Origin of the sequence: Aeromonas genomosp. paramedia (assembly GCF_023093515.1) — a bacterium.
Lineage (GTDB): Bacteria > Pseudomonadota > Gammaproteobacteria > Enterobacterales > Aeromonadaceae > Aeromonas.
This window is the reverse complement of record NZ_JAAROG010000010.1, coordinates 89,121-102,486: the sequence shown is the minus strand read 5'-3', so window position 1 is coordinate 102,486 and position 13,366 is coordinate 89,121. Positions and strand designations below refer to the sequence as shown.

Sequence of the window (13,366 nt, the reverse complement as noted above, 5' to 3'; positions counted from 1 at the left end):
AAGCTATTAATTTTAAAGGGATAAAACCCTTAGAACGGCATCTTGAAGCCAGGGGGCAGTTGCATGCCACCGGTCAGCTCGCCCATCTTGCTCTTGTTCTGCTCTTCCACCCGGCGCACGGCGTCGTTGACGGCGGCGGCGACCAGATCTTCCAGCATCTCCTTGTCATCTTCCATCAGGCTGGGATCTATCTCGATACGGCGCACGCTGTGGCTGCCGGCCATGGTGACCTTGACCATGCCAGCGCCGGCTTCGCCGACGACTTCCATCTGAGCCAGCTGCTCTTGCATCTTCTGCATGCGCTCTTGCATCTGTTGGGCCTGTTTCATCAGGTTACCCATTCCACCTTTACCAAACATAGGTCGTCTCTCGTCTTGAAATCCGGCATCCAGCGCCGGGCTGTGGGCTTGTTCTACCCCGGATATGGGGGCAGCCAAAAGATTTTTCAACCGGGACTCGGGTCCCGGCATGGGATTTAACTCTTAGCGCTCAGCGGCTCAGGGGCTCGATGCTCTCGGGATGGAGCACGGCGCCGAAGCGCTGCTGCAGGAACTGCACGTTGGGATCGTCCGCCAGATCCCGGCTCACCTGCTCACGCACCCCCAGATAGAGGCGATGCTCGATCTCGAGCGGCGTCTCCCGCGCCGGATCCGTGCCCAGGGTCACCTCGACACGCACCGCCTGTCCGAACTCCGGGCCTATGATACCGGCCAGATCGGCCAGGGCTCTGTCGCTGACCAGATGGCGCTGCTCCGGCTTGAGCACCAGGGACACCAGCTCCCCCTGCCGGGTCATCACAGAGTTGATGGCGAGCTGACGCAACCGGCCACCGACCCCGGTGCGGGCGATGAGCTCGGCCCAAGCGTCGCCGCAATTGACCAGCAGGGAAGAGGGGATCAGGCGAGCGATCTCCTCCCCCTCCGCCGGCTGGGCGTCACTCTCCAGCTCATCCCAGTCGATGGTCTCCATCACCTGGGCGGTCGTGGGCTGCGCATTTTCGGGCACAGCAATTTCGGGCACAGACAGAGGCGTCGCAACCGGCGTTGCCGGTACAGCGGCGACGGTAGCAGCGGCAGCGCTGGCGGGTGCGCCGTCCAGATCCCAGGGGGGCAAGTCATCCGAGGCGGGATTGGCCTTCTGCGCTGCACTGGGCGCTGGCGCCGCTTGCGCTGCGGGGGCACTGGCCGGCCCGTCGCCAAAGCCCTGACTCAGATACTCCTCGTAATCGCTGCTGCTGTCGTCATAGGCCTCGAGGGGCGGCAGATCCTCATAGCCCGTCATGGGCCCGCCATAGGCGGGCGCCGCGGCGGCCTGCCTGGCAGGCGCAGAGGGTGCTGGCGCCACAGGTGGCACGGCGGCCGTGGCCACGGGCGCAGCCGGTTTGCTCGGCGTCGCCCTGGGAGGGGCAGAGACGGCTGCCGCCCCGGCGTCCCCCCGCAGCCGGCTGCGCAGCAGATTGCGCTTGCCCAGCAGGCTCTGCATGCTGGAGGCCGCCGAGGGGGCCGCCTCGGGTTCAGGGGCTATGGCAGGAGCCGCCGTCGGCCGGACCGCCTCATGGGAGGCAACCGGCGGCTCGGGTTCAGGGGGCTGCGCTTCCTGAGTCCGGGGGGCGCCACCGATCTCGGGCTCAGGCTGCATCGGCTGCGCCTCGTACCCCATCCGCTGGGCGGCTTGCAGCAGCTCTTGCTGCTCGGCAAAGAGGGCGGCGCTCGCCTCATCGTCGTCGGCTGCCGGCTCATCTGCCTGAACCGACAAGAGCGGCGCTGTCGGCGCCAGGGCTGCGGGCGCGGCCATGCTGGCCGCCGCTGCGGCCTGATGCGGGGCTGGCTCAGCCCCTGACGGCTTTCCCGGCAGGGCCGATACGGCCTCCCTCCCCGCTCCGGGCTGTGCGCCCATGGACACGGGCAAGGCACTCAGATTGGCGGGGTGCACCGCCTCGCGGCGCGGCGAGAACGCCAGCATCCGCAGGCAGGTCATCTCCAGCGCGGTGCGGCCATCGGGCGCCCAGGGCAAATCCTTGCGGCCCCCCAGCACTATCTGGTAGCAGAGCTGCACCTCTTCCGGGCTCATGGCTCCCGCCAGCTGCAGCAAGGCATCGGCATCCGCTCCCTGCTCCTGCACGCTGGCTGGCAGCAACTGGGCCATGGCGACGCGATGGAGCAAGGCTTCCAGCTCGGCGTGGAGCTGATCGAAGTCCGGTCCCAGGGTGGCGATTTCGGTGATCTTGGCCATGGTGGCCGGGGCATCCTGGCGCAGGACAGCCTCCAGCAACTGATGCAGATGGTGATGGTCGAGGGTGCCCAGCATGGTCAGCACGCTCTCCAGACGCACGCTGCCGTTGCCGTGGGCCAGCGCCTGATCGGTGAGGCTCAGGGCATCGCGCATGCTGCCGTCGGCGGCCTTGGCCAGGGCCAGCAGGGCGCGGGGCTCGAACGGCTGACCTTCCTGATCCAGCACCCATTCGAGCTGCCTGGCGATCTGGGTCTGATCCAGGCTCTTCAAGTGGAACTGCAGGCAGCGGGACAAGATGGTGATGGGGAGCTTCTGCGGATCCGTGGTGGCCAGCAGGAACTTCACATAGGGAGGCGGCTCTTCCAGGGTTTTGAGCAGCGCATTGAAGCTGTGACGCGACAGCATGTGCACCTCATCGATGAGGTACACCTTGAAGCGGCCGCGGGCCGGGCGGTACTGCACGTTGTCGAGCAGCTCCCGGGTGTCTTCCACCTTGGTGCGGGACGCCGCATCGATCTCCAGCAGATCGACGAAGTTGCCCTGATCGATCTCGCGACAGGTGTCGCATACGCCGCACGGGTGGCTGCTGATCCCCTGCTCGCAGTTGAGGCTCTTGGCCAGGATGCGGGCGATGGTGGTCTTGCCGACCCCGCGGGTGCCGCTCAGCAGGTAGGCATGATGCAGCCGTCCCTGATCCAGGGCATTGGTCAAGGCGGTCAGCACATGTTGCTGGCCAACCACTTGTTCAAACGTATGGGGGCGCCATTTACGCGCCAGAACCTGATAGCTCATAGATCTCGATGCTGGAAAACGAGGCATTGAGGCAGGATGCTAACACAAATGGAGGGCGGGCTGTATGGGCTATCGGCCGCCGTGGGAGGGATCGCTTGATTTTCAAACCGGTGCCCGTTCAGGCACCGGTTCGGGGCATTGGCGGGTTGACGAGGCCCGCCTGCCAGGGGCCTTACTCGCCCGCGAGCTCGACCAGCGAGACCACCTTGACGCCAGCGGCGGTCAGGCGGGCATCACCACCCAGCGACGGCAGGGAGATGATGAAGGCCGCATCGGCGACTTCACCGCCGGCGCGGCGAATGAGCTTGACGGTGGCATCGACGGTGCCGCCAGTGGCCAGCAGATCGTCCACCACCAGCACCTTGTCACCGGGCACTATGGCGTCGGTGTGCAGTTGCAGGGTGTCGGTGCCGTACTCGAGGGCATAGGACTCTTCGATGATGGCGCGGGGCAGCTTGCCAGGCTTGCGAACCGGCACGAAGCCCAGTCCCATGGCGAAGGCCACAGGGGCGCCGAAGATGAAACCGCGGGCCTCGGTGCCGACGATCTTGGTGATCCCTTGATCACGATAATGCTCGGCCAGCAGATCTATGGTGGCCTTGAAGGCCTCGGCATTCTCGATCAGGCTGGTGATGTCGCGAAACAGGATGCCCGGCTTCGGATAGTCGGGAATGGTCTTGATGCTCGCTTCGATAAACTTCAGGGTATCCGGATTCATTATTTGACCGCTTATTTTTGAGCCCAGGCGTGGCGTCTCTTGCGTTGCCCGCCAGCGGGCAATAAAAAGGCCCGTCATGCAAAAAATGACAGGCCGACTCCATAGCATTATTGCCGCAATAGCTTAGGGATTTCACTTCTCCATTGCAACCGGCTCCAGCACCGGCAGACGCATTAACCAGGTGAGCAGGATCACCATTATGACAACCAGCAGCAACCTCACCCAGGGCAGCGGCACCACCAGCAGCGACACCGAGAAGGAGAGCAGGATGAAGACGATGGCACGGCGTCTGGCATGGCGCCGAATGCCGCGATACAACTGCCAGTCATGGATGGGGGGTCCGAACCAGGGGTGCGCCAGCAGCCAGCGGTGAAAACGGGGTGACGAGCGGGCAAAGAGGGCCGCCGCCAGCAACATGAAGGGGGTGGTCGGCAGCAGGGGCAGGACTATCCCGACTATCCCGGTGGCGAAGGCGAGCCAGCCCAGGGCCATCAGACACCAGCGTTTCATGGGTACTCCTCTGAATGCATCTCTGCCTTTAGCCTAACAGAGTTGGCCCGGAAGCTGACAGTCCGGCCCATGCAGCGGCAGTCGATTAGGCTCATCGAGTGGGCAGACGGCTGACAACGCCAGCCATTGCCACTACAATCTGCGCTCTTTTTTCTCCCCTTGTCTTCGGAAGCAGCTATGCGCGTTATTTTGGCCCCCATGCAGGGGGTGCTGGATCACCTGATGCGGGAGGTACTCACCTCCGTCAACGATTACGACCTCTGTGTCAGCGAGTTCATCCGGGTCGTCGATCAGCTGCTGCCCGCCAAGGTGTTCCATCGCCTCTGCCCCGAACTCAAGCAGGACGGCAAGACCCGTGCCGGCACCCCGGTGCGGGTGCAGCTGCTGGGCCAGCACCCCGAATGGCTGGCAGAGAATGCGGTGCGCGCCATCGAGCTGGGCTCCCCCGGGGTCGATCTCAACTTCGGCTGCCCCGCCCCCACGGTCAACAAGAGCAAGGGGGGGGCCGTGCTGCTCAAGGAGCCCGAGACCGTCTATCGCATCGTCAAGGCGGTGCGCGAAGCCGTCCCTGCCCACCTGCCGGTGAGCGCCAAGATCCGTCTGGGGTACGACGACAAGGCGCTCTACATGGACAACGCCCAGGCGGTCTATCAGGGGGGCGCCAATGAACTGGCCGTCCATGCCCGCACCAAGCGGGAAGGCTACAAGGCGCCGGCGCACTGGGAATACGTGGATCTCATCCGCCGCGCCCTGCCCATTCCGGTGACCGCCAACGGCGAGATCTGGGATCACAAGGATGCCCTCGCCTGCGCCGGCGTCTCCGGCTGCGACGCCCTCATGGTGGGCCGCGGCGCCATCTCCCTGCCCAACCTGGCCAACGTGATGAAAACCGGCTGTGCCCACATGAGCTGGGCCGAGGTGCTGCAGCTGATGGTGGCCTATACCGAGCAGGATCTGGCGAGCGACAAGGCCGACTACTACCCCAGCCGCATCAAGCAGTGGTTCTCCTACATAGTGCGGGAATACCCCCAGGCCGATGAGCTGTTTCGCCGCATCCGCACCATCAAGACCGCGGACGAGATCCGGACAGCCCTCGAGCGCGAGTGCGCCGCACGGGCCTAGTCTTGGCCGCCGCCCCGCGGCGCCCTATGATGAAGGCTCAATGACAGGAGGTCAGGATGCAGGGAGTACCGGTCACATTTACCCATCAGCACGACAGGGCCGATTTTCGCGCCCTGCCTGGCCAGCCTGCGACCGAGCTCTACCGCGCCCACATCCAGCACCACACCTTCGATCCCCATAGCCACGAGGGGTTTGGCCTCGGTGTCATCGAGTGTGGCGCCGAGCGTTTTCGCTATCGTGGCAGCCAGCTCCTGGCGGGCCCCGGCAGCCTGGTGCTGATGAACCCCGATGAACTACACACGGGCGAGGCTGCCTGCGAGCAGGGGTGGCGCTATCGCATGCTCTACCTGCCCGCCGATCGGCTCGAGGCCATCAGCGGCGAGCGCGGCTGGTATTTCGCCGAGGCAGTGCGAAGCGATCCGCACGCCGCCCCCGTCCTGCAAGCGACCCTGGACGCCCTCTGGCACTGTGACAGCGAGCTCGCCGCCGACGGCCTGCTGCTGAGCGTGTGCGACACCCTGCGCCCACACGCCCGGGCCCTGACGGCCCCACGCGAAGCAGCCCATCCTCTGGGCCGCGCCATCGACTATATGCAGGCGTACTTCGCCCGCCCCATCACCCTGACAGAGCTGGCCGGGGCGGTGAACCTCAGCCCCTACCACTTCCAGCGCAGCTTCAAGGCCCGCTTTCACGTCACCCCCCAGCAGATGCTGATGGCCATCCGCCTGCAGCGCGCCAAGGGGTGGCTGGCCGCCGGCCTGCCCGCCGCCGAGGTCGCCGCCGCCTGTGGTCTGGCCGATCAGTCTCATCTCAACCGCGCCTTCCTGCGCCGCTATGGCACCACCCCGGGGCGCTACCAGAAACAGGTGCAGGCCGGCCGCTAAAGCGCAATCTGGTTCAATACGCCGCCCTTCCCCGCCTGCTAGGCTGGCCTCCTTCTTCTCCACCGGAAATGGAAAATGTTGCTCGGAGTCTTGTTTGCCCTGCTGGCCGGCCTGATGTGGGGGCTCATCTTCGTCGCCCCCCTGCTGGTGGACGGCTATCCCCCCGCCCTGCTCGCCAGCGGCCGCTACCTCGCCTTCGGCCTCATCGTGCTGCCGTTCGCCTGGCAGGCCCGCAAACGCCTGGCGGCCCTCTCGACCCGCGATTGGCGCGAGGCCCTCGCCCTCACCCTGGTGGGGAACCTCATCTACTACTTTTGCCTGTCGGGGGCCATCTTGCGCATCGGCTCGCCGCTGGCGGCCATGATCATCGGCACCCTGCCAGTGGTGACGGCCCTGGCCGCCAACTGCCTCTATGGCGCACGGGACGGCCGCCTCTCCCGCGCCCGCCTCTACCCGGCCCTGCTGCTGATGGGAGCCGGCCTCTATCTGGTCAACCACGCCGAGCTGACCTGGCAGGCAGAGGCGCGCACCGAGCAGCTGTTCGGGCTCGCCCTGGCGGCGGCCGCCGTGCTGTGCTGGACCTGGTATCCCCTGCGCAACGCCCGCTGGCTACGCGAGCACCCGGGCCGCAGCCCAATCGTCTGGGCCACCGCCCAGGGGCTGGTGACCCTGCCGGTGGCGCTCATTGCCTACCTCGGCAGTCTCGGCCATCTCGCCCTGAGCGTACCGGACTTTCCCCTGCCCTTCGGGCCGACGCCCCTGCGCTTCGTGCTGCTGATGGGGGCGGTAGGGCTCTTTTGCTCCTGGCTCGGCACCCTGTGCTGGAACGAGGCGAGCCAGCGCCTGCCGACCGTGCTGGTGGGGCCGCTCATCGTGTTCGAAACCCTGGCGGGGCTGCTCTACGCCTTCATGCTGCGCGGGGTCATGCCGACCATGAGCACCCTGGTGGGCGTCGTCTGCCTGGTGGTGGGGGTGCTCTACGTGATCACCGGCAAGCCGCGACACCAGCCGGAAAAACCCGTCAAAGCACGGTTAACTTGACTCATGTCATCTTGATAAACCGCGGATTTCCCTATACTGGCCGAGTTTTATCACTCGTCTTTGGGGGCTGTTGTGTGTGAAGTGACGCAAGCCCGGTTGGCCGAATGGCGTGAGCGCCTGCTGACCGATTGGGCGCAAACGAGAGAAGCGCTGATTGCTCAGCTCAAGGCCTGTCGTCGCGACGACTGGGCCCAAAAAGTGGGAAGCTGCGAGCGGGATCAACTGGTGGATCTGACCAGTCGCCTCGACTTGCCCAAGGTGGAGTCGAGCGTGGCACGGCTGAAACGCCTCGACGCGGCACTCTGCCAGATGGAGCTGGGTCTCTATGGCCTCTGCTCCGATTGCGAGGAGCCGCTCGCCATCGACCAGCTGGATCAGGATCCCAGCCTGCAACGCTGCCCGCGCTGCGAAGCCCGCTATCGCAAGGGATTCCACGCCCACGAACTCTGATGGGGGCACCCTTTGTGCCCGCCATTTTATCTGTGACTCCCCTCCCCGTTTCCCTTGCCCGCCCGATCCCCGGGACAAACCCGGCGCCAGGGGTGCTCATGCCTGTTCGCCCGGGTGGCCGGGCAGCAACGGACGCAAAAAAGGGAAGTCATTGACTCCCCTTTTCACCTCTTCATGCCGGATATGGCCTTCCGACTCACGACGTCGGGATACCCAGGTTACTGGGCCAGCAGATGCCCCACCAGCTCATGACGCCAGCCTTGCAGCAGCATGGGCTTGTCGGCGCGTGCCCGCTCCTCGGCGCTCATCCGCCAGCTCCAGGTGAAGTACTGGTGGATGATCTTCTTGCTGGCCACCAGCTCCGGCGGGATGTTGCTGGCCTTGGCCTTCTCTTCCACCATGGCCTTGATGCGCTTGAGCTCGGCCTTGTACTGGGGGAAGTCCACCAGCCGGCGAATGGGCTCTGGCCAGCTGTCAGGATCGCTCTGCTGGGCAGAGGCGACGATGTCCAGCATCCGCTTGCCGTGGATCTTGATCTCGATGGGGGCCAGCCCCAGCTCGTTGAGATCCCGCAATGAAGTGGGTCGGCGCTCCGCCACCTTGAACAGGTGCAGCTCCTTGACCACGAAGTTCAGGGCCAGATCCCGGCGCACCGCCTCTTGCTGGCGCCAGGCGGCGAGCTCGCGCAGAATGGCCAGTTCGCGCCGACCCAGTTGCCAGGCGTTGATGATCTCGAGGTAGGCCTGACGGGGATCGCTGCCCTGGGTCTTGCGGGCGGAGTGGTTCTGGCACTCCTGCTCGAACCAGGCAAACTTGCCGCTTTCATGCAGCCTGGCCATCACCTTCTCGTAGAGGGGCATCAGGTAGAAGACATCCGCCGCCGCGTACTCGAGCTGGCGCGCGGTCAGGGGACGGGCCAGCCAGTCGGTGCGGGCCTGATCCTTTTCCAGGGTCACCCCGAGGAACTCGTTGACCAGGGCGCCGAAGCCCACCGAGACGCCGTACCCCAGAAATGCCGTCGCGAGCTGGGTGTCGTGCATCTGGTTGGGCAGGTGGCCCGCCTGATGCTGGATGAGCTCCAGATCTTCACCGGAGGCGTGCAGTATGGCGATCTGCCCTGCCCGGCCGAGTCGCTGCCACAGGCCGGAGAGATCCAGGGTCAGGGGATCCAGCAGGGCGAGGCGTTCGCCGTCATAGATCTGGAACAGACCGAGCTGGGGATAGTAGGTACGGGTGCGAACGAATTCGGTATCTATGGCCAGGGGAACGTCGGCCAGGGAAGCGAGATACTGCTCCAGTTCGGCTTGCTGTGAAATGAGTTGATATTGCATCTTTGCCTGCACGTTGGTCGGGACCCAGAAAGAAAAAACCGTGGCATGACCCACGGTTTTGCATAACGACAGCGCTTGACTGCAGAGCAGTGCATGCCGGTTACTGCTTGGCAATCTCCTCGTCGCGCAGCACGCGCCGCAGGATCTTGCCCACATTGGTCTTGGGAAGTTCGTCGCGAAATTCTACCAGTTTCGGCACCTTATAGGCAGTCAGATGTTTGCGGCAGTGGGCAATTATCTCGTCCTCTGTCAGCTTTGCATCTTTCTTGACCACGAAGATTTTCACCAGCTCGCCGGAAACCGGGTTAGGCACGCCGACGGCAGCCACTTCCAGCACCTTGGGATGGAGCGCCACCACGTCTTCAATCTCGTTCGGATAGACGTTGAAGCCGGAGACCAGGATCATGTCCTTCTTGCGATCGACGATCTTGAAGAAGCCCTGCTGGTCGCACACGGCGATGTCGCCGGTACAGAGCCAGCCATCCTGCATCACCTCGGCGGTCGCCTCGGGACGCTGCCAGTAGCCCGTCATCACCTGGGGGCCGCGCACCTGCATCTCGCCGGGGGCGCCCAGCTCGGTTATAACCAACCCCTTGTCATCCACCAGCCGGATCTCGGTGGAGCAGACCGGCAGACCGATGGAGCCGTTGTAATCCACCAGATCGTAGGGGCAGACGCTCACCAGGGGTGAACACTCGGTCAGGCCATAGCCTTCCAGCAGCGGGGTCCGGGTCAGCGCCTTCCACTGCTCGGCCACCGCCCGCTGCACCGCCATGCCGCCGCCTATGGTGAGCTTGAGGCGGGAGAAGTCCATGCCCTGGAACTCGCCGTTGTTGACCAGGGCGTTGAACAGGGTGTTGACCCCTGTGATACAGGTGAAGGGGTACTTCTTGATCTCTTTGACAAAGCCCGGGATGTCGCGGGGATTGCTGATGAGCAGGTTGTAGCCACCCAGGCGCATGAACAGCAGGCAGTTCACCGTCAGGGCGAAGACGTGGTAGAGCGGCAGCGCCGTGACCACGAACTCCTTGCCCCGCTCCAGCACGGGACCATAGACACCGAGGCACTGCTCCACGTTCGCAATCATGTTGCGGTGAGTCAGCATGGCCCCCTTGGAGAGGCCCGTGGTGCCGCCTGTGTATTGCAGGAAGGCGATGTCCTGGTTGCTGATCTCCGGCTTGATGTACTGCAGGTAGCGCCCCTTGGCCAGGGCCTGGCGCATGGTGCTGGCGTGCGGGAGATTGTATTTGGGCACCAGCTTCTTGACGTACTTGACCACGAAGTTGACCAGGGTGCCCTTGGCCAGGCCGAGGTTGTCCCCCATGCGGGTCAGGATCACGTGCTTGACCGGGGTGTCGTAGACCACCTTCTCCAGGGTATGGGCGAAGTTGGAGACGATGACGATGGCCTTGGCGCCGGAGTCTTTCAGCTGATGCTCCAGCTCGCGCGGGGTATAGAGGGGGTTGACGTTGACCACCGTCATGCCGGCCCGCAGTATGCCGAACACGGCGATGGGGTATTGCAGCAGGTTCGGCATCATCACCGCCACCCTGTCGCCCTTGCCGAGCTTGAGCTCGTTTTGCAGGTAGGCGGCAAAGGCACGGGACTGCTCTTCCAGCCGGCGGTAGGTAATGGTCTGCCCCATGTTGACGAAGGCGGGCTGGTCGGCAAACTGGGCCACCGACTCTTCAAACATCTCGACCAGGGAGCCGTATTGGTCTGGATTGATCTCGGCGGGCACCCCTTCTGGATAACGCTTCAGCCAGACTCTTTCCACGAACTTCTCCTGCATAACTAGCACCTGTGCGCTCACTGTGTTGCCTCCGTCCCTGTCACATCCATTTCAATCAGTTGTTTTAAGCTACAGCTCTAATGCCGCACATAGTTACATAAGGCAACATCGATTAACAGCGAATTAACAACGAGAAGTGTGAGGGAGAAAGCAAACCTGACATGATCCAAAGCCGGCGATCCTACCGGATCTGACAGAAGTTTTCGATATAAACGGCGGTTTTTGCCGAATTTTCCATATGGAAGTGATGATTTCCCGCCACCTGTACCATTTCAATCTGGCCAAAGGCCGGCCCCCGCAGTTGCCACTGCGCCAGCAGACTCTGGAACCCCTGCTCGCCCCGGATGAAGAGCACAGGGCAGGCGATGGCCCGGATCAGCGCCTGGGCCTGGCCCTCGCTCATGCGCATGGGCGAGAGATCCCGCAGACGGGGATCGCTGCGCCAGTGCCAGCGCCCTTCCCGCGCCTCCAGCTGGCGCTCGCAGATAAGGCGCGCCGCCACCGGGGAGATGTCAGCCACCTTGCAGCGGGCCGCCACCGCCTCGTCGAGGGAGACAAAGCCACCGGACGCCCGCTCGCGAGTGCGGCTGCGGTTGAGGATGGCCCGCCGCAACTGGGCAGGCACCTCCTCATCGGGTTGGCTGAGCGGCCCCAACCCCTCCAGCAGGATGAGCCGCACTATCTGCTCGGGGAAGACCCCGGCATAGGCGCTGGCGATCAGGGCCCCCAGCGAATGGCCGAGCAGGGTGAAACGCTGCCAGCCCGCAGCCTGGACAATCTGGTGCAGATCGTCGAGCCAGTCGACGAAGACATAGGGGGTCGGTTTGTGATCCGAATGGCCATGCCCGGGCAAGTCGACGCTGATGAGATGGAAATCGGTGAGATAAAGGGCAAGGGGCAGGAAGCTGGCGCCGTTGTCGAGCCAGCCGTGCAGGGCAATGACCAGGGGCTTGCCCTGCCGGCCGTTATCCAGCAGGGCGATGCGCCGTCCATCGGACAGGGTGAGGAAGCGCTCTTCCATGATCACCAGCGGGAGTAGTGGCGTCTTGGCCAGAAGGGATCATAGAAGGGGTCGTAGAAGTAGGGGTCCATGTAGCGGATCTCCACCTCCTTCACCGGCGGCCACAGCTTGCTGGCGGTGACCTTGAGCACTGAGAAGCGATACTTGTGATTGCCTATCTGGCTGTCCACCGGCTTGTCCAGGGTGCCGAGCACCGTCAGGCTGCGCCCCTTGGCATAGAGCGTCGGATCCACAAACCCCTTCATGACGGCCAGAAAACGCCCCGGGCTCTGCTCCGTCTGGGTCGGTACGCCGTTGGCTTTGAGCGGCAGGTAGACCACCTCGATGACGCTCTGATCCTGCTCGTTGTGCACCGCCGAGATGACGCCGCTCCAGCGCGCAGGCTTGCCCTCCATCCCCTGCAGGGCAGGTTGATAGGCCACCAGCTGGCTTTCCGGCTCATAGGCCAGCTCCTTGGGCACAGTGCTGCAGCCGCCGAGCAGCAGCCCCGTCAGGCCCAGCATGATCACGCGTTTCATCATTTGCCTCTCCTTGTCCGCGCCGCCCGCCTTCACACACTGGCGTCGAGTCGCGGCTCGCCGTTGGATGTCACTCGCGACCCGGCAGTTTTTTCCAGGTCACCTTGTCGCGCAGATAGACAGGGGTTGCTTGCTCCACAGCCACCGCCTCCCCCGCCAGCCAGGCAGTGCGTGCCAGGGGCAGCATGTCGACCGCCGCCGGGAAACGCACCTGGCTCACCGCCAGCTCGTCGGCCAGCGCGTTGAGCGTCTCGCCATAGGTTTCAAAGCCGGTCCCGACGCAGCTCAGGCTGCCCGCCAGCTTGCCGCGCGCGTCAATCAGCGCGGCGGGATCGCTCACCACTTCCTCCCCCACCAGCTGCATGCGGCCATCAAGCAGCTCGTAGTGGCCAAAATAGACCTCGTTCATCCGCGCATCGATGGCGGTCAGCACCCGCGTTGCCCCCTCCAGACGATAAGCCCCCTGGGCCATGGCAGCCAGGGTCGAGATGCCGATGAGCGGCACGCCGGCGCCAAAGGCGAGCCCCTGGGCCACGCTGATCCCGATGCGCACGCCGGTAAAGGAGCCGGGTCCGCGCCCGAAGGCGATGGCGTCGAGCTCAGCCAACGATAGCCCGGCCTCGTCTAACACAGCCTGAACCATGGGCAGGATTTTTTGGGTGTGATCCCGCGGCGCCTCTTCCCAACGGGAGAACAGCTTGTCGCCCACCAGCAGGGCGGCGGAGCAGGCTTCGGTGGCGGTATCAACGGCCAGGATCTTCAACTCGGTCATGGGTTACAATCTCTATAGAATCAGTCAATTACATAACGTGCAAGCGAGCAGTGCTCACCCGTTTTCTTAACATGGCAAATCCGTCAATCGCTAGCCACCCGCCAGCATTTGAGGTCGAATGCAGAGCGCGCCGGGTACGCGGCCCAGGCCGAGCATCCCGCTCGACACAGCGTCCCAGGCGCG

13 protein-coding genes are annotated in these 13,366 nt (G+C 64.2%); 4 read left to right on the top strand and 9 right to left on the bottom strand.

Annotated elements, in window-relative coordinates; genetic code table 11:
• Positions 1-29 precede the first annotated feature (29 nt).
• From HB860_RS06365 to HB860_RS06350, 4 genes are all read right to left on the bottom strand, one after another.
• The gene (locus tag HB860_RS06365; RefSeq protein ID WP_011706069.1) at positions 30-359 is read right to left on the bottom strand and encodes a YbaB/EbfC family nucleoid-associated protein; all 330 of its coding nucleotides are present in this window, start codon (positions 357-359) and stop codon (positions 30-32) included.
• Between the two features lie 130 nt (positions 360-489).
• Positions 490-3,024 (bottom strand): DNA polymerase III subunit gamma/tau, encoded by a 2,535-nt coding sequence (gene dnaX, locus HB860_RS06360; RefSeq protein WP_247626078.1) that lies wholly within the window; start codon positions 3,022-3,024, stop codon positions 490-492.
• Positions 3,025-3,196: 172 nt separating this feature from the next.
• Entirely contained in the window at positions 3,197-3,742 is a 546-nt protein-coding gene (gene apt / locus HB860_RS06355; RefSeq protein WP_042650168.1) for an adenine phosphoribosyltransferase, read from the bottom strand.
• A gap of 132 nt (positions 3,743-3,874) precedes the next feature.
• Complete coding sequence (locus HB860_RS06350; protein WP_042650169.1) at positions 3,875-4,252, bottom strand: YbaN family protein; 378 nt, start codon at positions 4,250-4,252, stop codon at positions 3,875-3,877.
• A gap of 177 nt (positions 4,253-4,429) precedes the next feature.
• Between HB860_RS06350 and dusC the strand changes: the two genes are divergently transcribed.
• The 4 genes from dusC (at position 4,430) to HB860_RS06330 (ending at position 7,749) form a co-directional block, all read left to right on the top strand.
• Entirely contained in the window at positions 4,430-5,374 is a 945-nt protein-coding gene (dusC, locus tag HB860_RS06345) for a tRNA dihydrouridine(16) synthase DusC (protein WP_139434567.1), read from the top strand.
• A 56-nt stretch (positions 5,375-5,430) separates the two neighbouring features.
• Positions 5,431-6,258: an AraC family transcriptional regulator gene (locus HB860_RS06340; protein WP_247626077.1), complete on the top strand. Its 828-nt coding sequence runs from the start codon at positions 5,431-5,433 to the stop codon at positions 6,256-6,258.
• Between the two features lie 75 nt (positions 6,259-6,333).
• Complete coding sequence (locus tag HB860_RS06335) at positions 6,334-7,299, top strand: DMT family transporter (protein ID WP_247626076.1); 966 nt, start codon at positions 6,334-6,336, stop codon at positions 7,297-7,299.
• An 81-nt stretch (positions 7,300-7,380) separates the two neighbouring features.
• On the top strand, positions 7,381-7,749 hold the full coding sequence (locus HB860_RS06330) for a TraR/DksA family transcriptional regulator (RefSeq protein WP_139434662.1): 369 nt from the start codon (positions 7,381-7,383) through the stop codon (positions 7,747-7,749).
• 218 nt (positions 7,750-7,967) lie between these two features.
• Here the strand turns inward: HB860_RS06330 and rnd are convergent, their stop codons facing one another.
• From rnd to tsaB, 5 genes are all read right to left on the bottom strand, one after another.
• On the bottom strand, positions 7,968-9,080 hold the full coding sequence (rnd, locus tag HB860_RS06325) for a ribonuclease D (protein WP_247626075.1): 1,113 nt from the start codon (positions 9,078-9,080) through the stop codon (positions 7,968-7,970).
• Between the two features lie 100 nt (positions 9,081-9,180).
• Positions 9,181-10,857 carry a long-chain-fatty-acid--CoA ligase FadD gene (gene fadD, locus HB860_RS06320; RefSeq protein WP_348773025.1) on the bottom strand — a complete coding sequence of 559 codons (1,677 nt, stop codon included), beginning with the start codon at positions 10,855-10,857 and terminating at the stop codon, positions 9,181-9,183.
• 196 nt (positions 10,858-11,053) lie between these two features.
• Positions 11,054-11,893 carry an alpha/beta fold hydrolase gene (locus HB860_RS06315; protein ID WP_247626073.1) on the bottom strand — a complete coding sequence of 280 codons (840 nt, stop codon included), beginning with the start codon at positions 11,891-11,893 and terminating at the stop codon, positions 11,054-11,056.
• A 2-nt stretch (positions 11,894-11,895) separates the two neighbouring features.
• Complete coding sequence (locus HB860_RS06310) at positions 11,896-12,414, bottom strand: Slp family lipoprotein (protein WP_202045584.1); 519 nt, start codon at positions 12,412-12,414, stop codon at positions 11,896-11,898.
• Between the two features lie 67 nt (positions 12,415-12,481).
• Complete coding sequence (gene tsaB, locus HB860_RS06305) at positions 12,482-13,183, bottom strand: tRNA (adenosine(37)-N6)-threonylcarbamoyltransferase complex dimerization subunit type 1 TsaB (RefSeq protein ID WP_247626072.1); 702 nt, start codon at positions 13,181-13,183, stop codon at positions 12,482-12,484.
• Positions 13,184-13,366: the final 183 nt, after the last annotated feature.

Excerpts from the sequence above, each read along its gene's own strand:
- dusC (WP_139434567.1), top strand. The coding sequence starts at position 4,430 with ATGCGCGTTATTTTGGCCCCCATGCAGGGGGTGCTGGATCACCTGATG.
- tsaB (WP_247626072.1), bottom strand. The coding sequence starts at position 13,183 with ATGACCGAGTTGAAGATCCTGGCCGTTGATACCGCCACCGAAGCCTGC.
- HB860_RS06340 (WP_247626077.1), top strand. The coding sequence starts at position 5,431 with ATGCAGGGAGTACCGGTCACATTTACCCATCAGCACGACAGGGCCGAT.
- HB860_RS06350 (WP_042650169.1), bottom strand. The coding sequence starts at position 4,252 with ATGAAACGCTGGTGTCTGATGGCCCTGGGCTGGCTCGCCTTCGCCACC.
- HB860_RS06335 (WP_247626076.1), top strand. The coding sequence starts at position 6,334 with ATGTTGCTCGGAGTCTTGTTTGCCCTGCTGGCCGGCCTGATGTGGGGG.
- apt (WP_042650168.1), bottom strand. The coding sequence starts at position 3,742 with ATGAATCCGGATACCCTGAAGTTTATCGAAGCGAGCATCAAGACCATT.
- HB860_RS06365 (WP_011706069.1), bottom strand. The coding sequence starts at position 359 with ATGTTTGGTAAAGGTGGAATGGGTAACCTGATGAAACAGGCCCAACAG.
- HB860_RS06315 (WP_247626073.1), bottom strand. The coding sequence starts at position 11,893 with ATGGAAGAGCGCTTCCTCACCCTGTCCGATGGACGGCGCATCGCCCTG.
- dnaX (WP_247626078.1), bottom strand. The coding sequence starts at position 3,024 with ATGAGCTATCAGGTTCTGGCGCGTAAATGGCGCCCCCATACGTTTGAA.
- rnd (WP_247626075.1), bottom strand. The coding sequence starts at position 9,080 with ATGCAATATCAACTCATTTCACAGCAAGCCGAACTGGAGCAGTATCTC.
- HB860_RS06310 (WP_202045584.1), bottom strand. The coding sequence starts at position 12,414 with ATGATGAAACGCGTGATCATGCTGGGCCTGACGGGGCTGCTGCTCGGC.